Annotated in this window: 17 protein-coding genes; 13 read left to right on the top strand and 4 right to left on the bottom strand. The window is 55.5% G+C overall.

Annotation, left to right across the window (positions count from 1 at the left end; all coding sequences use genetic code 11):
• Positions 1 to 96: 96 nt before the first annotated feature.
• Positions 97 to 960: an exopolyphosphatase gene (locus PT964_RS25140; protein ID WP_274366123.1), complete on the bottom strand. Its 864-nt coding sequence runs from the start codon at positions 958 to 960 to the stop codon at positions 97 to 99.
• A gap of 102 nt (positions 961 to 1,062) precedes the next feature.
• Entirely contained in the window at positions 1,063 to 2,355 is a 1,293-nt protein-coding gene (locus PT964_RS25135) for a BaiN/RdsA family NAD(P)/FAD-dependent oxidoreductase (protein ID WP_274366122.1), read from the bottom strand.
• A 94-nt stretch (positions 2,356 to 2,449) separates the two neighbouring features.
• Between PT964_RS25135 and PT964_RS25130 the strand changes: the two genes are divergently transcribed.
• The 3 genes from PT964_RS25130 to PT964_RS25120 all read left to right on the top strand — a co-directional run bounded on the left by PT964_RS25130 (position 2,450) and on the right by PT964_RS25120 (position 3,568).
• Positions 2,450 to 2,581: a hypothetical protein gene (locus tag PT964_RS25130; protein ID WP_274366121.1), complete on the top strand. Its 132-nt coding sequence runs from the start codon at positions 2,450 to 2,452 to the stop codon at positions 2,579 to 2,581.
• A 38-nt stretch (positions 2,582 to 2,619) separates the two neighbouring features.
• Complete coding sequence (locus PT964_RS25125) at positions 2,620 to 3,048, top strand: DUF3905 domain-containing protein (RefSeq protein ID WP_274366120.1); 429 nt, start codon at positions 2,620 to 2,622, stop codon at positions 3,046 to 3,048.
• 85 nt (positions 3,049 to 3,133) lie between these two features.
• Positions 3,134 to 3,568: a BrxA/BrxB family bacilliredoxin gene (locus tag PT964_RS25120; protein ID WP_274366119.1), complete on the top strand. Its 435-nt coding sequence runs from the start codon at positions 3,134 to 3,136 to the stop codon at positions 3,566 to 3,568.
• Positions 3,569 to 3,799: 231 nt separating this feature from the next.
• Here the strand turns inward: PT964_RS25120 and PT964_RS25115 are convergent, their stop codons facing one another.
• The gene (locus tag PT964_RS25115; protein ID WP_274366118.1) at positions 3,800 to 4,510 is read right to left on the bottom strand and encodes a tyrosine-protein phosphatase; all 711 of its coding nucleotides are present in this window, start codon (positions 4,508 to 4,510) and stop codon (positions 3,800 to 3,802) included.
• A 146-nt stretch (positions 4,511 to 4,656) separates the two neighbouring features.
• Between PT964_RS25115 and PT964_RS25110 the strand changes: the two genes are divergently transcribed.
• From PT964_RS25110 to nadE, 3 genes are all read left to right on the top strand, one after another.
• On the top strand, positions 4,657 to 5,310 hold the full coding sequence (locus tag PT964_RS25110; RefSeq protein WP_274366117.1) for a DUF4004 family protein: 654 nt from the start codon (positions 4,657 to 4,659) through the stop codon (positions 5,308 to 5,310).
• A gap of 12 nt (positions 5,311 to 5,322) precedes the next feature.
• Positions 5,323 to 6,081, top strand: a complete 759-nt coding sequence (locus PT964_RS25105; RefSeq protein ID WP_274366116.1) for a hypothetical protein — start codon at positions 5,323 to 5,325, stop codon at positions 6,079 to 6,081.
• Positions 6,082 to 6,152: 71 nt separating this feature from the next.
• Positions 6,153 to 6,962, top strand: a complete 810-nt coding sequence (gene nadE, locus PT964_RS25100) for an ammonia-dependent NAD(+) synthetase (protein WP_274366115.1) — start codon at positions 6,153 to 6,155, stop codon at positions 6,960 to 6,962.
• A gap of 37 nt (positions 6,963 to 6,999) precedes the next feature.
• Here the strand turns inward: nadE and PT964_RS25095 are convergent, their stop codons facing one another.
• Positions 7,000 to 7,812: an aminoglycoside adenylyltransferase domain-containing protein gene (locus PT964_RS25095; RefSeq protein WP_274366114.1), complete on the bottom strand. Its 813-nt coding sequence runs from the start codon at positions 7,810 to 7,812 to the stop codon at positions 7,000 to 7,002.
• 91 nt (positions 7,813 to 7,903) lie between these two features.
• Here PT964_RS25095 and acpS point away from each other — a divergent pair, with 91 nt between their 5' ends.
• The 7 genes from acpS to PT964_RS25060 all read left to right on the top strand — a co-directional run bounded on the left by acpS (position 7,904) and on the right by PT964_RS25060 (position 17,128).
• Positions 7,904 to 8,311: a holo-ACP synthase gene (gene acpS / locus PT964_RS25090; protein WP_274366113.1), complete on the top strand. Its 408-nt coding sequence runs from the start codon at positions 7,904 to 7,906 to the stop codon at positions 8,309 to 8,311.
• A 107-nt stretch (positions 8,312 to 8,418) separates the two neighbouring features.
• Positions 8,419 to 10,179 carry a cache domain-containing sensor histidine kinase gene (locus PT964_RS25085; protein ID WP_274366112.1) on the top strand — a complete coding sequence of 587 codons (1,761 nt, stop codon included), beginning with the start codon at positions 8,419 to 8,421 and terminating at the stop codon, positions 10,177 to 10,179.
• Positions 10,180 to 10,270: 91 nt separating this feature from the next.
• Complete coding sequence (locus PT964_RS25080) at positions 10,271 to 11,356, top strand: response regulator transcription factor (RefSeq protein WP_274366111.1); 1,086 nt, start codon at positions 10,271 to 10,273, stop codon at positions 11,354 to 11,356.
• Between the two features lie 154 nt (positions 11,357 to 11,510).
• Positions 11,511 to 13,235, top strand: coding sequence for a type 2 periplasmic-binding domain-containing protein (locus tag PT964_RS25075; RefSeq protein WP_274366110.1), 1,725 nt, complete (start codon positions 11,511 to 11,513; stop codon positions 13,233 to 13,235).
• Positions 13,236 to 13,324: 89 nt separating this feature from the next.
• Complete coding sequence (locus PT964_RS25070; protein ID WP_274366109.1) at positions 13,325 to 14,212, top strand: ABC transporter permease; 888 nt, start codon at positions 13,325 to 13,327, stop codon at positions 14,210 to 14,212.
• A 12-nt stretch (positions 14,213 to 14,224) separates the two neighbouring features.
• Positions 14,225 to 15,115, top strand: a complete 891-nt coding sequence (locus PT964_RS25065) for a carbohydrate ABC transporter permease (RefSeq protein ID WP_274366108.1) — start codon at positions 14,225 to 14,227, stop codon at positions 15,113 to 15,115.
• A gap of 27 nt (positions 15,116 to 15,142) precedes the next feature.
• Complete coding sequence (locus PT964_RS25060) at positions 15,143 to 17,128, top strand: alpha-galactosidase (RefSeq protein ID WP_274366107.1); 1,986 nt, start codon at positions 15,143 to 15,145, stop codon at positions 17,126 to 17,128.
• The last annotated feature ends 174 nt before the right edge of the window (positions 17,129 to 17,302 follow it).

Below are 17,302 nucleotides of genomic sequence, written 5' to 3'. Positions count from 1 at the left end.
TTCAGGAAATTCCTGTTAGTTATTCATGCCGTCGTAGTTTTTTTTTGTTACGCATTCATTGCGCCGACGATGCTCGCCAGCACTTCCCCGGCTTGCTCATACGGCACTTGGCACGTGCCCGCCGCCTTGTGGCCGCCGCCGCCGTGCCGCAGCATGAGCGAGCCGATGTCCACGGCTGCCGTGCGGTTGACAATGCTGTGGCCGCAAGCGAATACGCAGTTTTGTTTGTTGCGTCCGTCCACGATCCAGATCGAAACGTTCTGCTCCGGATAGAGCCTCGTATACCATAAATCGGTTCCCCGCATAAATCGTCTCGACATCGCGCAAATCGGTAACGATCACGTTGCCTTCGATGCGCGTATGCTTCTTGATCATGTCGCGGAACAGCGTGTCCATCTCGAAGTAGCGGTCGACGCGCTCCTTCACGTCGGGCAGCTCCAAGATTTGATCGATCGTCAAGTACGCGCAGTGATCGACAAGCTGCTCCATCAGCTGGTAGTTGCTGATACGGAAGTCGCGGAAGCGGCCGAGGCCGGTGCGCGCGTCCATCAGGAACGACAGCAAATCCCAGCCTTTCGGGTAAAGAATGTCGTCCGCCGAAAATTGGGCGGCATCCGCCTTGTCGACGCCCGCCATAATATCGTCAAGCTCCGGTCCGAACTTCTCCCGTCCTCCATAATAGTCATACACGACGCGCGCGGCGCTTGGAGCGATCCGGGACTCGCCTTCATATGTGCCTTTTTCCTTGACGCGCTCCATCTCGCTCGAGTGGTGGTCGAACCAAAGCCCGCAGCCCTCCGCATAAGGAACATTGGCAAGAATGTCGTTCTTGGTCACCTCGATCAGCCCGTCCTGCACGTCCTTCGGGTGAACGAACTTCATTTCGTCAATCATATTCATCTTCTTAAAAAGCATCGCGCAAACCAGACCGTCAAAATCGGATCGGGTAATCAGACGCATACGGAGCACTCCTTCGCCAATACATATGATTCTTTAGACCCATAAATATTTCGCTCGGAGTAAAGAAATTCCTGCCGCATGCTGCCCGCGCGCGCAAAAATATTACACGGTCGGCTGCGCCGGCTCGGCCTCATGCGCGGCTTGCGCCGCGTGCATGCCCGCCGTATAGCCGGTGGCGAACGCCGCCGTAATATTGTAGCCGCCGGTGTATCCGTGAATGTCGAGCACCTCTCCGCAAAAAAACAGCCCCGCCGTCAGCTTCGACTGCATCGACTTCGGATCGATCTCCTTCAGGTTGACGCCGCCGCCGGTAACGAACGCTTCCTCGATGGAGAGCGTGCCGGAAGCCCACAGCTCGAACCGTTTGCAGCGTTCGGCCAGCGTCTGGATCGTTGCTTTCGGCAGCCTGTCGCATGCAAGGTCGGGCGGAATGTTCGTTTGCTCCAGTAAAAATAAGAGCATTCTTTCTTGGAGGAGCGGGCGGAAGGCGTTTTTTACGGCTTTCTTGGCTTCGTTTTTTGCGATATCGGTCATACGCGCCTTTAACTCGTCCAACGATTCGCCCGGAAACAAGTCGATGCTCATGAGCACATGCTTTACGTCGAACTTTTTGCGCGCCTTGACGACGAATTGGCTGCAGCGGAGCGCCGCGGGGCCGGAGATGCCGAAGTGCGTAAAGATCATGTCGCCTTCGTGCTCGATGATTCGCTTCCCCTTCGGATCCCAGACGGTCAGCCGGATGTCGCGCAGCGATATTCCTTGCAGCGTCTTGTCGCGGATCCACGGTTCGGAGGAAGTGATCGGCACTTCGGTCGGATACAGCTCCGTAATCGTATGGCCGGCCGCCTCCGCCCATGCGTAGCCGTCGCCGGTCGAGCCGGTGTGCGGAACGCTCTTGCCGCCGGTGGCGATGATGACCGTCCTGGCGCGGATCGTATCGCCGTTCTTCAGGCGTACGCCGGCTGCGCGGCCGTTCTCGTACAGGACGCGGTCGACCGGAGCGTTGGTGCGGATGTCGACGCCGAGACTCCGCACTTTGTTAATGAGCGCGTCGACGACCGTCTTCGCCTTGTCGCTTACCGGGAACATGCGGCCGCGGTCTTCCTCTTTGAGCGCGATGCCGAGCCCTTCGAAAAAACCGATGATGTCTTTGTTGCTGAAATGGTTGAACGCACTGTAAAGAAACCGCCCGTTGCCCGGGATATGTTTGACGATCGTATCGAGGTCGCCGGCGTTCGTCACGTTGCACCGGCCGCCGCCGGAAATGCCGAGCTTGCGTCCGAGCTTGTCGCCTTTATCGATCAGCACCGTGTTTGCCCCGTGCGAAGCAGCCGCGACGCTCGCCATTAAACCCGACGGTCCCCCGCCGATCACTGCACAATCGTACATGGTCATTCCTCAACTTTTTGCGTGTCGTTTTTCCATAGTATATCAAACCAATTGCGGCAAATACTAACGAAGAAACTAAGACGGAAGGAGTGTCGCTGACGTGGCGGACCAAAATCACGATTCGAAAGCGCAACAGCAGCATGAACGGGAAAATGACGCGCGCCGGAACAATGAAGACCGCGTGCCCGGCATCGATAAAAAATTGAACGGCCCGAATCGGCCTTCTACGTAAGTAATCCTCTTCCGGATGAAGAGAGGGGGGAGAACAGCGTGGCGGAAAAGAACGATTTGAAGAAGCAGGCGGAGACGATCAAGGCGCTCGGCGACCCGAAGCTCGATCCGCATGAGATTGATTTTTTGCCTATGTTTGAGCAGGGCAGGGGACCTCGCGGCGCGTTCATTAACGATTCGGGCGTCGTCATCGGCGATCACGATTACGATTCCCCGCAATCTCCGTTGAACAACTGGACCAAGGACACGGACCCTTCCGTTATGGCGGGGGAAGAGTGGGTGCATCCTTACAAGGATATCGGCTTTCAAACCGAGGAAAACCGCGATTATTTCGAGCGGGGCATTTCGCCGCAGGGCGGAATTTACATGCATCCGACAAGAGACGTCGCATACGAGGCCAGTTTGGAAAATGCGGACGGTGAACCGCCTTCGGACGCAGTGATCGACGAAAAGCGGGAGAGGAAATAGCTTTCAAAGCGCCGTAAGCATGGTATAATAAACTTTAGCAACGGAAAGGTTTGCAAAATACCGTGTGATAAGGAGTGACTTCAACATGTCGATCACATTCGAGATGTATATGAACGACTATATTCAGCCGATGCGCGACGAATTGACCCGCTTAGGAATTACCGAGCTGCGTACGCCGGAAGAGGTGGAGGCGGCTTTCAACGATATGAAGGGAACTGCGCTGGTCGTAGTCAATTCGGTTTGCGGCTGCGCGGCGGGCAACGCTCGTCCGGCGGTGGCGAAGGCGCTGCGGAACGACGCGGTGCCGAACCATCTGTACACCGTGTTCGCAGGCCAAGACAAGGAAGCAACGGCGAAAGCCCGCGAATATTTCGCGCCGTACCCGCCGTCGTCCCCGTCGATCGCGGTGATGAAGGACGGGCAGCTGGTGCATTTCATCGAGCGCCATCAGATCGAAGACCGCACAGCCGATATGATCGCGGAAAACTTGATCGGCGCGTTTAACGAGTATTGCAAGTAAACGAATATGTGCGTAAAGCCCCTCTTCGGCAGCTTCGTTGCCCGGAGGGGCTTTTTGTGTTGGTGCGCGCGGTGGAGTCCGCAGCGGAAAAATAGCTTGGTTCGAGGAGGTCGGTCATGCGGCACGGCAAAGAGCAACGGAACGAAGTTGCGTTGGAGCAAGCTAGTTTGGAGATGCTCCTGTACAGAGCACCAAAAGTTGGTACTAACGCCCCCGAACCGAGCGCCGCCCTTACTCCTCGCCGATAATCCGCTTCATTCGGCCGCGAATTTGCTCGGCGGCGGCGGCACCGGCCCGCTGCGCCACGAGCTTATAGCCGAGCGACAAGTTCGGCTTCCGCCGCAAATTGTGCGCGTCGGTCGCCAGCGTGTGCGCGAGCCCGCGATCCACGAGCGACAGCGCGAACTTTTGCACCTCCGGACCGTTGTTGCCGATCAGGCTGTCGACGGAAACCTGCGTCCATACGCCGAGGCCGACCAGCTCCTCCAGCAGCTTCGGGCGTTCCCGGAAGAAGAAATGCCGCTCCGGGTGCGGCAATATTAAAGTCGTACCGCGCTCCTTCAGCGCGGCAACTACACTCGGAGTATCGGGATGGTACTTCTCCCACGACTGCTCCAGAAGCACGAACCGAGGGTTATCCGCCAAGTAGCAAAAACGGTTCGCCGCCATCGCCTCGTAAACAAATTCAGGACTTTCCAGCCGCAACTCATTGCCGGGCATAATCGTCAACGGGATGTTCAACCGGTCCAGCTCGGTTTGAAGCTCCTTCACTTTGCTCCTTACCGTATGTTCCGTAACGAGAAAAACTTTGTTATGATGCGGAGTCGCAACGATGACGCGGATTCCGTCCTGGGCGGCCAGACGCGCCATGCCGACGGACATCTCCAGATTCAATGCGCCGTCATCGACCCCAGGTAAAATATGACAATGAATGTCGATCATGCGGCTTGTTCCTCCTCATTCCCGATTGTTATGAATCATGGTATCAAAGCAAATGACAAAAATCTATGAAAATTGCAGAGTGCGGAACCTCCGCCCATTGACTAGCGTAACAATGTTATGTTACGTTACTGACAAGAGTAAAGGATGTGATATCAAGATTGAAACCGAGCGACGAATTGATATCCAAGAAAGACCTGCTGACGGCGACGGGAATCTCATACGGCCAGCTGTATCGTTGGAAGCGGCAAAACTTAATCCCGGAAGCGTGGTTCATAAAGCAGTCTTCTTTTACGGGGCAGGAAACATTTTTTCCTAAGAAAAAGGTTCTTGAGCGCATTGAGAAAATTATCGGCCTCAAGGATTCCCATTCGCTCGAGGAGCTGTCGGCGCTGCTTAATCCGGAAGCGACGGCAAGCACCTACAAGCTGAAAACTACAGCCCAATATCTCAATATATCCGAAGCGTTTCAACGCGAATATGTCTGCACAGAGCTGAAACGGGAACAAATCGGCTTCGCGGAGCTGCTGCTTATTTATTTCATCCGGAAGTATCGGGATCAGCTTACGATTCAAGAGTGGAAGTCCGTACAAGAAACGTTCGCGACGTGGCTGCCCAAACCGCAGTTGGCGACGTTCCACATCCATATGTACCGATCCGGTGCAACAATTCATACGTTCGCCGTTCAAGGCGGGGCGGAGCTGCGGGTGGACGGAAGATGGCGACCGGCGCTCATCGTTTCCATGGAGCATCTGACCGCAGAATTGCAGGATAAGCTGCTTACAATGGAAGATCAAATCTAAGGAGGATGGACAATGAGTGCAGTAAGTGCGGGAAGAGATGCGGTCGTGTCCGGTTCGGGAGTCATCTCCGGCGGCCAGTACGACAAAGTGAAAATTTCGGGAAGCGGGAAAATTCAGGGCACCATTAATGCGCAGCAGATTACGATATCAGGGAGCGGCAGCGTGAACGGGGATGCCTACGCAAGCGAATACAGCAGTTCCGGAAGCAGTTCGGTAAAGGGAGGCTTTTTCGGCCGAAAATTTTCGAGCAGCGGCAGCGCCAGCGTAAAAGGCGAGATGCAGGCGGAAGAGGTACGCACGAACGGCAGCTTCGCCTGCGAAGCGAAGATGAGGACGAACGTGCTCGTCTCGAACGGCAGCCTGCGCTGCGAGGGTGACGTAGAGGCGGAAGAGCTTCGCGTCGACGGAATGGTCACGATTCGCGGCATGCTGAATACGAATTCCGGGGATATTACGGCAAGAGGGAGCAGCTACATCAGGGAAATCGGCTGCGAGCGGCTCACGGTGCGCCGCGATTCGATCAGCCGCCTCGGCGGTTTCCGGGGAATTCTCCGATTTATCGCACGATTGTTCTTCGGCCGGGATACGATCGGATACTTGAGGTCCGAGACGATCGAAGGCACCGATCTGTCTCTTGAATGCACTCACGCCTCCGTCGTTCGGGGCGAACGGGTAACGATCGGGACGGGCTGCGAGATCGGACTCGTCGAATATTCGAAGGAGCTGAGCGTGCATCCGGAAGCGATCGTGAAAGATCGTAGAAAAATGTAACGCAACCATTGGATTATAAGCCCAGGAACCTGTACAATTCAAAATATAAACGGTATAGAGGAGTGGGTCGGATGAGCTTACAGCAGGAAATCATTGCAAGGCTCGGCGTGAAGCCTCAAATCGACGTCGACGAAGAAATTCGCCGCCGCGTCGATTTTTTGAAACAATACGTGAAAAACTCGAAAACTACGGGCTTGCTGATCGCCATCAGCGGCGGCATAGATAGCGCGGTAGCCACGGGTTTGTGCAAACTGGCGACCGACGAATTAAGCGCGGAGACGGGGATGGATTACCGGACCGTCGGCGTACTGCAGCCGTACGGCGAGCAGGCCGACATCGAGGACAGCCGGGCGACGGCCGCGGCATTCAAACTTAAGCATGTCGTAGAGACGAATATTCAGGAAGCGGTGGACGAAATTGCGATCGAGGCCGAATATGCGCTGAAGTCGCTCGGCATTCACCGCCACTTGAGCAAGGAAGGCAAAGGCAACGTCAAGGCGCGCACCCGCATGGTGATGCAGTACGCCCTGGCGTTCGAGATGAATTTGCTCGTCGTCGGCACCGACCATGCATCCGAGGCGATTACCGGATTTTTCACGAAATACGGCGACGGCGCGGTAGACATTACGCCGCTCAGCTCCTTGAACAAGCGTCAGGTGCGCATGCTTGCCGCCAAGCTCGGCGTTCCGCAGCAGGTTATTGCGAAAGTCCCGACCGCAGGCCTCTGGGAAGGGCAAACGGACGAGAACGAGCTTGGAATTTCTTACGAAGCCAACTCCGATTATCTCGAGGGCAAAGCGATCGATCCCGCCGCACAAGAGAAGCTGGAGAAGCAGTATCTCAAAACCGAGCACAAGCGTTCCCCGATTCCGGGAATATAAACGAGAAGCAAAAGAAAACCCGAGACGACTCCCGGTTTCAAGGAGAGCCGTTTCGGGTTTTCGTCCTCATGCGGCACGAAGCTAAAAATAAACGCAGCGGCCCTATATCGAAATGCAGCGCCTCGTTCCGCTCGGGCCGCCGATAAAACTCCAGCGCCATGTATATCACTTCAATGTGAAAAGGCATGGCCGTCAGCCCCCAAACGCCCGCCTCTTCCTTCGACAGAACGGTACCGTCGGTTACCGCCTTAACGACGCGAAGCATATTCAGCACATAATATACGGGCTGCTTCGAAACGTCCCGCAGCTCGACGTTAACATCCGCCAGCACCGCATCCAAGTAATCCTCCGCAGGCACTGCCGGAACTACGCCGGCGATCGGCTCGCCCCACAGCGACAAGCCCCGTTCCCTAAGCACTGTCAGATGAGCCGCCAAATCGACGTCCTCTCCGCCGTTCAGAACGAGAAGCGAATCGGCCGTCCCTTCCGATAGTCCGCCGGCAATCGCTCCGCGCCACCCTTCGCTGTAGTGAAAGTCGAACGGGCACGGATGCCTCCACGGCTGAAGCTGCTTTTGCGTACAAATATGAAGCTCGACGGCGAAAGGATGACCCGAAAGCGCAAGCAGCCGCTCCGCGAGCGCAAGCTTCACATCCATATCCGCCGATTCCTTCGTAACCGCAAGCACATCGATGTCGCTTCGGTCCGGCTGAAAGCCGCCCATAGCGAGCGATCCGTGCAAATAGACGCCGATCAGCTTCGTCCCGAAGCTTTCCCGCAGCAGCCCGACCAGCCGAGCGACTGCGGAGGTTACTTCCTGGGGAGCGTTAGAAAAGCTATATTGCGCCAACTTGGCTCATCTCCGAAATTAAAGTTTTACTTCCGACGCATTTTCGTTACACTGATTAATAATATTGGTTTGGACGAGGGTGCGCAAACAGATGATAATCGGGATCGGGACGGACATTGCGGATATGGAGCGAATCGGACGGCTGCTGTCCGGGGAGCGCGGGGACGCGTTTTTGCGGCGCGTGCTGACGGAAGCCGAACGGCAGCATATACGGACGGAAAAAGGCGGCAACCAACGGATGATCGAGTATACGGCAGGACGGTGGGCGGCGAAGGAAGCGGTCGTCAAGGCGCTCGGCTGCGGCATCGGCGGAACGGTCGGCCTACACGACATCGAGGTGCTGCCGGATCGGCGCGGCAAGCCGGCATGCACCTTAAGCGACGACGCATGGGGCAGGCTGGGCTACGGCAGTCCCGGAGAGCCGCGGCCCGTTATCCATATTTCCATAACGCACGCTGCAAAGCTCGCTTCCGCGTTCGCGGTGGTCGAGCGGCTGTAGCGCGCACTATTTCGGCAAATGGTAATTCCGGGTTGTTACTGTTCTTAGCCGCCTTTTATGGTAAGGTGGATTTGTAAAGGACATTAATAAACGGGGAGATATGTCCGATGATGCAAACGTTGTCTTCGATTTATCAAGCGCTTACAAGGACAAAACTCGGTTATTCGTTGAAAAATCGGATGGCGGCGGCATTTTTGCTCAGCTCCTTAATCACCTTCGCTCTTGTAAGCTCCGCTTCTTACTATACAATTACGCAAATTTTATACAGTAAAATCGAAAAAAACATTCAACTGACGTTGGACCAAATTTCGAAGGACATCGATTTGACGATGGACAACCTCATATCCGTATCCGGGCAGCTGAGCTACGGAGGGATCATATCGAACGACCTTATTAATTTTTTATCGACAAACAGCTATTCCAGCAAAAGGGCGTACGTGGACAATATCGACACGTATTTAAGCTTGATCGACCATACGAACCCGAATGCCGGACTGCATTTTTACTATAATCCCGATTCGAAGAGCATGCTGTTCGCCAACGCGAAGCTGAACCGGGAATTTTCGCTGGAGGGGCTCCCGACGCTCACCGGCCAAACGCTGTTTACGTTCTACGGCCCGCACCGGTCTTTCGAGGCGGGAAGCCAAAGCGTCGTATTATCGCTTTCGCGGCCGGTGGACAGACTCGGCGAGTACAACTTGAATCTGTATTTGGAATCGAACGTTTCTACGTTCGAGCGCAGCTTGAAGAAGGCGCAGTTCGGGATGGACACGGCTTACGTTCTGGTCAACGATCAAGGAAACGTCGTTTACAGCGAGCTCGTGGACGAATTTCCGCTCGGTTCGGTTTATCAAGGCGGGAGGAAGCATATCGGCGACAAGGTTGTTTTCGACAGCAAGAGCCGTTACGGCTGGGAGCTGGCAGCTTTATTCGACCGCAGCGTATTCGATCGGGAAATTCGAGATTGGGCCGTTCGGATGATTATCCTCGGCATCGGGCTGATGTGCGTCAGCCTGCTGGCCGGCTACCTCGTCTGGCGGGCGGTGTATGTGCCGATCCGCGTATTCAAGAAGGAAATCGGACTGATGGCCTCGAGCAATTTCGATTCGAGCCCGGAGCGGACGAACGTCGCCGAATTCGATCAGGTGCTGAAGCAGTTTCACCTCATGAAGGACCGGATTCAGACGCTGCTGCAAGAAGTTAAGCAGCAGGAGATCAACAAGCGGCAGCTTGAAGTGGACAAGCTGCTGTCGCAAATCAACCCGCACTTTCTGTACAATACGCTGAACACGGTGCAATGGCTGGCACGGGCGCAAGGCCAAGGGGAAATTGTAAAGCTGGTGGCAAACCTTACGAGGCTGCTGCGTTATAACTTGGGCAAAGAGGGCTCCGTCGTGACGGTGGAGCGGGAGCTGTCGGCGCTGAAGGATTATGTCGCCTTGCAGCTTGTCAGGCACGATCAGCAATTCGAGGTGCGGTACGAGATCGATGACGGCGCCGGCGAGGTGGAAATTCCGCGGTTCATTTTGCAGCCGCTCGTCGAGAACGCGATTTACCACGGGCTGAAGGATCGGGAAGGGGTCATTACGGTGCGTATCGAATGGGCGGGCGACGAGCTGCTCACCGTTTCCGTCCGCGATAACGGCGCCGGACTTTCCGACGAGCAGAAGGAACGGCTGCTTGCGGGAGGACGCGACGCGCAGAGCGAAGCGGGGCTCGGAATCGGCTTGAATTACGTTAATAAAATGCTGGAGGTCCATTACGGCGAAGCCGGCAAGCTTACGATAGACAGCATGCTTGGGGAAGGAACGGTGTACCGTTTTACGATTCGCGCTAACATCAAGGAGGGGCCGGAGGATGGAGAATAAGCGGGAAAGAATGTGGACGAAACGAAGGCGTGATCGAATATATTAAATCGCTGGCCTAGCCAAATCTGCAAAGTCGGGAGGCATCCTTACGATGAAGAAGGTACTTGTCGTCGATGACGAAAAGCTGGTTAGACAAGGAATCATTTCGACCTTTCCATGGGATAAATACGGCTTTGCCGTTACGGGGGAAGCGGGCAGCGGCGAGAAGGCGCTGGAATATCTCGAGGAGAACAAAGTCGATTTGATCGTCACCGATCTGGCCATGAACGGCATGTCGGGACTGGAGCTGATCAAGCAGGTGAGGGAGCGGGAGGGCGACCTGCCGGTTGTCGTGCTTACTTGCCATGACAGCTTCAAAACGATACAAGAGGCGATGCGGCTCGGAGTGCTCGATTACATCGTGAAGACGGAAATCGAGGACGAAATCGTCGAGGAGACGCTGCGGCGAATCTCGGAAAAGTTGAACGGAATCGGCGGGGCCGGCAAACGGCAGGCGGAGAAGGCGAAAGGGCGGGAGCTCGTACAGCCTTCCGGCGGCGCGCTTCCGAGCGAAGAGCTTGCGGGCCGCTGGAACACTCCGTCTTGGATTTATGAGGATGACGAACTGGAGCGGCTGCTTGCGGAAACCAAGCGTTCGGCGGCGGGCCATACGGAGATGAAGGCGACCTTTTATCAGGTTGTGCTTGAATGGGATCGATTGCTCGGCATCGGGACGCTGCAGAGCTTTCTTACGCAGTTTGACGAAATTGCCGGCTGGGCGGACTGGGAAGCGTGGATTCGACGGTTCCGCGAGTCGGTGTTGAAGAAAATAAACGATAATGCGTCCAAGCCGATTGCGGATATTATTATGCGGGCGATCGAGCTGCTGAAGAACGATCCCGACCCGAACATCAACGAGGCGGCGATCGCCAAGCAGGTGAATATGAGCCGCGGCTACTTCAGCAAGTGCTTCAAGAGAGTGACCGGAAAATCGTACGGCGAATACGCCAAATGGCTTAAGCTGGAACGCGCCCGGCTGATGATATTGCAGACCGATCTGCCGATCATGCAAGTGGCGGAACGGTGCGGCTTCAGCGATTACCGGCATTTCAGCCGCGTCTTCCGGGACTGCTTCGGGATGCTGCCGAACGAGTACCGAAAGACGGGAAATGCGCCGCAGCAGGCGCATGAAGTGTGATTTCTGTCTTGTTCGGTGTGAAAAATGTGCTTCGATTGGATACAAAAGTCGACAAGACTGAGCCCCGGCGTGCATAGACCCAACGTTCGGAAAGCGCTAACATGAATATTGTAAAACGCTTTCAACATAACAAGAAGACAAAGGGGTTGTAGGCATGAGAGCATCGAAGCTGACAAAATCTTTGCTTTCCGTCTCCCTGATCATGTCGCTGCTTTTGGCGGCATGCTCGAACGGCGGCGGGAACGAAAGCAACGGCAATTCGTCGGGAACGGGACAAGAAGCGACGGATAACAAGGGCGGCGACAACGGTCAAGCGGACGCGAAGGATCCGTTCGGGCCGATGCCGGAAAAGACGGCGATTACGATTTTCCGAAGCGAGCCTGAAAACAGCGATGCCGCATCCATGGGGTTGGCGGAAGGCGAGACGATATTCAACAATCGGTATACGAAAGCGATCCTGGACCGTCTCAACATTGAAGTGCAGTTCCCGATCGTGGTCAAAGGGGAAGCGGCCGGGGAGAAGGCCAACCTGATGATCGCGAGCAACGACCTGACGGACACGATGGTTGTCGGCTACGATCAATATTTGCAAATGATCGAAGCGGGCCAAATTGAAGACATTACGGACGAATTCAACGATTATGCAAGCCAGCAGGTCAAAGACGTGCTGAAGACCGACGGCGGCAAGGCGATGCAGCTCGCGACGGTGGACGGCAAGCTGTACGGCGTTCCGACGATGGGCACGCTTCATAACTCCGATCCGGTGCTCTGGCTCCGCAAGGATTGGCTTGATAAAGTGGGACTTCCCGAGCCGAAGACGATCGACGATTTGGCGCCGATTCTCAAGGCGTTCATCGAGCAGGATCCGGACGGCAACGGCCAGAAGGACACGGTAGGACTTCCGGGCTTCCAAGACTTTACGAAAGAAACGGCCCAAATGTTCGGCTTCGATCCGTTCTTCGACCATTTCAAATCGTATACGAGAATTTGGGTGAAGGGCGACGACGGAACGGTCCAATACGGGTCCATCCAGCCGCAAACGAAGGACGCGCTTGCAAAGCTGCGCGAGTTTTATAAACAAGGCCTCGTCTCCAAGGAATTTCCGATAATGAAATCCGACCAGGCTGCCGAGCTTGTCGTCTCGAACAAAGCCGGCGCATTCTTCGGACCTTGGTGGTCCGGCTGGTATCCGCTCAACGACGCGATCCGCAACGATCCGAAGGCGGATTGGAGAGCGTATTCGTTATTGAATGCCGACGGCAAGGCGGCTGCGAAGCAAGAAACGCCGATCGGCGGCATCTCGGTCGTAAGAAAAGGCTACAAGCATCCGGAAGCGATGATTAAATTGGTCAACTTCGCATATCAGATGCAGCTGGACGATCCGAACGTAGCGGGCGGCGACCCTTATGCCGGCATGCCGCTTCCGAACTGGCAGACGCTTCCGGTAGCGCTCGCGCTGTGGCGCGCCGACTCCGTAGTCCTTGACCACACCGGCATTTTGGCTGCTTCGAAGGGCGAGCCGCTGCCGGAGGGCGTTATGGGCGCTACGCTGGAAAACTACAAAACGCAAGGCGAATTTTGGGCGAAGGGTATCGATTGGCTCCGCCAAAACCCGGATCATTACGGCGAACCGATCTCGCGGATTTACGGCGTGCAGCCGATCGTCGACAACAACGTAGAGTCGATTTACAGCGAGTTTTACGGCACGACGAAGACGATGGGCCGCAAGATGACGAACCTGTATAAGCTTGAAGTGGACTCCTTTATCAAGATCATTACCGGCGAAAAGGACCTCGATTATTTCGACGAATTCGTCAAGCAATGGAAGCAGCAAGGCGGCGACGAGATCACCAAAGAAGTGAACGATGCCGTTAATTAAGCAATAAGCTTACGGAAATAGCGGAGCGCGGCGCTGCAATGCCGCGCTTCTTCCGTCCATACTATCGAACGGGTTTGGGGGTAGGCCGTATGAAGAGATCAGTCTCGATCAATTACCATATCATGATGCTGCCTGCGATCGCGCTGCTTGCCATCTTCAGCATTTATCCGCTGTTCGGCCTGATGATCGCGTTTCAAGATTTCAATCCCGGACGGGGCATATTCGGGTCCGAGTTTATCGGCCTTGAAAATTTCACGTACATGTTTCAAATTCCGGATATACGGCAAATTTTTTTCAATACGATTTCCATCGCCGTGATGAAAATTATCGCTACGCAATTTTGCGCGCTGATTTTTGCGCTTCTCTTGAATGAAGTCAGAGCGAATCTTTTTAAAAGAACGATTCAAACGATCGTGTATCTTCCTCACTTTATTTCCTGGGTATTGCTGGGCGGCATCATTATCAACGTATTGTCGCTCGACGGCATTATCAACCGGGCCTTGGGCTCGTTCGGAGTCGATCCGATCTTTTTCTTGGGCAGCAACAGCTGGTTTCCGGGCGTTGTGGTAGGGACGCATGTGTGGCAGGAATTCGGCTTCTCCGCGATCATTTACTTGGCCGCCCTGACCGGCATCAACCCGAGCCTCTATGAGGCTGCGAGCATTGACGGCGCGGGCAGAATGAAGCAGCTGGTTCATATTACGCTGCCCGGCATTATGACGACGATTATTTTGCTCCTTACGCTGGACCTCCAGAACGTGCTTAACGCGGGGGCCGAGCAGATTCTGAACCTGTACAACCCGATGGTTTACCAGACGGGCGACATCATCGATACGTATGTGTATCGGGCGGGTCTGAAGGAGCTGCAATATGAACTTGCCACGGCCGTCGGTTTGTTGAAATCGGTCGTCAGCTTCATTCTTATTACCGTTTCTTATTTCTTGGCGTCGAAATTCGCCAATTACCGCATTTTTTAAGGAGGAGCAGCCATGGTATATCGATATCGGACATCGGAGCGCGTATTCGATTGTCTAAACCTTGTGATCCTTACCGGTCTCGGGCTGCTGACGCTGTTTCCGCTCGTTCACATTATCGCTTTGTCGTTCAGCGATAAAGCGTCCGCGGCAGGCGGGTTCGTCACCTTTTTGCCCGTCAACTTCACATGGGTGTCTTACGAGGCGGTTATTTCGGATAAAGCGTTCTTCCGCGCCTTCGGCGTATCGGTACAGCGGGTGCTGCTCGGCTGCGCCATTCAGTTCGTGCTGACCGTATTGACCGCATATGCGTTATCGCGGCCTACGAAGGAGTTTCGCTCGCGCAACGTGTATATGTGGTTCCTCGTGTTTACGATGATGTTCAGCGGAGGCTTAATTCCTCTGTATTTGACAATCCGGGATCTTCATTTGCTCGATACGATCTGGGCGCTGGTGCTCCCGGGCGCGGTTCCCGTATTCAGCGTCATCGTGCTGATGAACTTCTTCAGAAATTTGCCGCGCGAAATGGACGAAGCGGGCATCATCGACGGTGCGGGACCGTGGCAGATGCTGTGGAAAATTTATTTGCCGCTGTCGCTGCCCTCGATTGCGACGGTAACGCTGTTCAGCATCGTCGGCCATTGGAACTCGTTTTTCGACGGGCTGGTGTTCATGAACCGGCCGGACAACTATCCGCTGCAAACGTATTTGAACCAAATTATCGTTCAGGCGGGCCAGCCGACGACGCATATGACGCCGGACGAAATCAAGCGTCTGGCCAAGCTGTCGGACCGGACCGTAAACTCGGCCAAGATTGTGGTGAGCATGGTGCCGATTTTGCTCATTTACCCGTTCTTGCAGCGGTATTTCATTACCGGCATTACGCTCGGATCGGTGAAGGAGTAGGCGGTTGAATGAGAGAGGGGGAGCGGGATGAATTTGCGGGGATTTTTGGTGGAAATGAATCGTTCGGATGGGGCTCGGCGGCTGCTTACGCCCGGCGGCTTGCATACTGGAGATGAGACTGAAACGGCTCGGGCGGATGGTGCGGTTGAACGTGTAATCGCTTATTCGTCGGCGGAAGGCGACGTGCGGGTGGACTCGATCACGGTGACCTACCCCGGCAGCCATGTGATAGAACGGAGATTGCGGATCGCGAATGTGTCGGCTTCCGACGTGCGGCTGACACGGGTCGATACCGTTCATGATGTGCTGCCTAAGGAGAGCTACACGCTTGATTATTTCGAATGCTTGCATAACGGCGTCGAATTTACGCCGAAGAGCGGGCCGCTTGTCGGCACGAAGGTGCTTGAGGGAACAGCCGGCCGGTCGTCGCGGGGCATGCATCCGTGGTTTACGCTGCGGGACGGCACCGGCGGAGTGATTGGCGGTGCGGTTGCTTGGTCCGGCAACTGGATTATCCGGTTCGAGCCGGAAGCGGACGGATTGTATCGCGTCAGCGGGGGCCTCAGCAACTGGATGTTTGCGAAGCGGCTGCGTCCCGGCGAAACGATGGAAAGCGTGCCGGTGCTGTACGCTTATTTGCCGCAGGGCGGGTTGAACGAGATCGCGATCGAGTTCGGCAGCTGGGGCAAGCGGTTTTGGTACCCGTCGAACGAGATTTCCCGGAACGTGCCGCTCACTTGGAACCATTGGTGGCCGTATGAAGACTCCGCGATCAACGAGGACGTATTCAAGGCGAACGTCGACGTAAGCGCCGAGCTCGGCCTGGAGGTGTGCACGCTCGACGCCGGCTGGTTCGGCGAGCCCGATCCGCATTGTAACGATCATTTGGGCTGGAGCGAAAATGTAGACTGGTACTTAAAGCGCGGCGATTGGCGGAAAATCAACACGATCCGTTTTCCTTCGGGGATTCGGGCGCTGTCCGATTACGTGCACGGCAAAGGGCTCAAGTTCGGGATTTGGTGCGAGATCGAGGCGCTCGGCGTCAAAGCCGATTTGAATCATCAGCATCCGGAGTTTGTTGCGAAGCGGGAGGGGGAGCATCTCGGATACGTTTGCTTGGCGAACCCTGCGGCAAGAGAGTGGGCTTTCGGGATATTGGAGCATCTGATCGTCGATTACAAGGCGGACTGGATCAAGCTCGACTTCAATCTCGATCCGAAGGCCGGCTGCAACCGGACCGATCACGGCCATGGCGAGGGCGACGGGCTGTTTGAGCATTATCAAGGCTATTATGAGCTTCTTGAGCGGGTAAGAGCGAAGTATCCGGAGGTGTATTTGGAGAATTGCTCCTCCGGGGGATTGCGCATCGACTTGGGACTCGCCAAGCATACGCACGGCGCGTTCCTGAGCGATCCCGACCATACCCGGCACCATCTTCAGCTGTTCTGGGGCGCGTCGACGATGCTGCATCCTTCGGCTTGTTTCCACTTCACCTGGTCGCAAACGATCGTGCATTACGACAGCAATATCGACAAGGACCCGATTAAGCCGGATATGCCGCGGCATAAGCTCGATTATATAATTCGGGCCAATATGCTGAACGGCTTCGGCATATCGTACCGGCTGCCCGAGCTGCCGGATTGGGTGAAGGCTCGCCTGAAGGAGCTTGTCGACTTTTATAAATATACGGCTCGGCGGTTTGTAGGCTCGGCGAACATGTACCGGCTCACGGGGCCGACGCTCCGGGACGGCGGCGGCGAGGGCTGGAACGCCTTCGCGTATGTAGCTTCGGGGGCCGCGGAAGCGCTTGTGTTTGTGTTTCGTTTGGCCGGATCCGCTGCCGAGCGAGTGATTGCGTTTGAAGGGCTGGACGCCGACGCGGATTATGAGGTCCGTTATACGGACGGGGGCAGGACGGTTGTGCGAAGCGGTAAGTCGCTCATGGACGAAGGGCTTCTCTTCGGCGGAATGGAAGAGGAGAGCTCGGAAGTGTTGTATCTGGTGAAGAAGTAACATGGGGGCTGCCGCAGCGGAATAAAGTTCCGTTCGAGGTGGTCGGCCGTGCGGCGCGGTGGAGAGCAACGGAACTTTGTTCCGTTGGAAGCAGATAGTTTGGCGGTGTGTAGAATGCAGCGGAATAAATGGGTTTAGAATAAAAAGTGGACACCTCGTAGGAGCCAATAGATA

The sequence above is a fragment of the Paenibacillus thermotolerans genome, assembly GCF_028745515.1.
In the GTDB taxonomy this organism is placed as follows: domain Bacteria; phylum Bacillota; class Bacilli; order Paenibacillales; family YIM-B00363; genus Paenibacillus_AE; species Paenibacillus_AE thermotolerans.
This window is presented reverse-complemented; position numbering and strand designations above follow the sequence as displayed.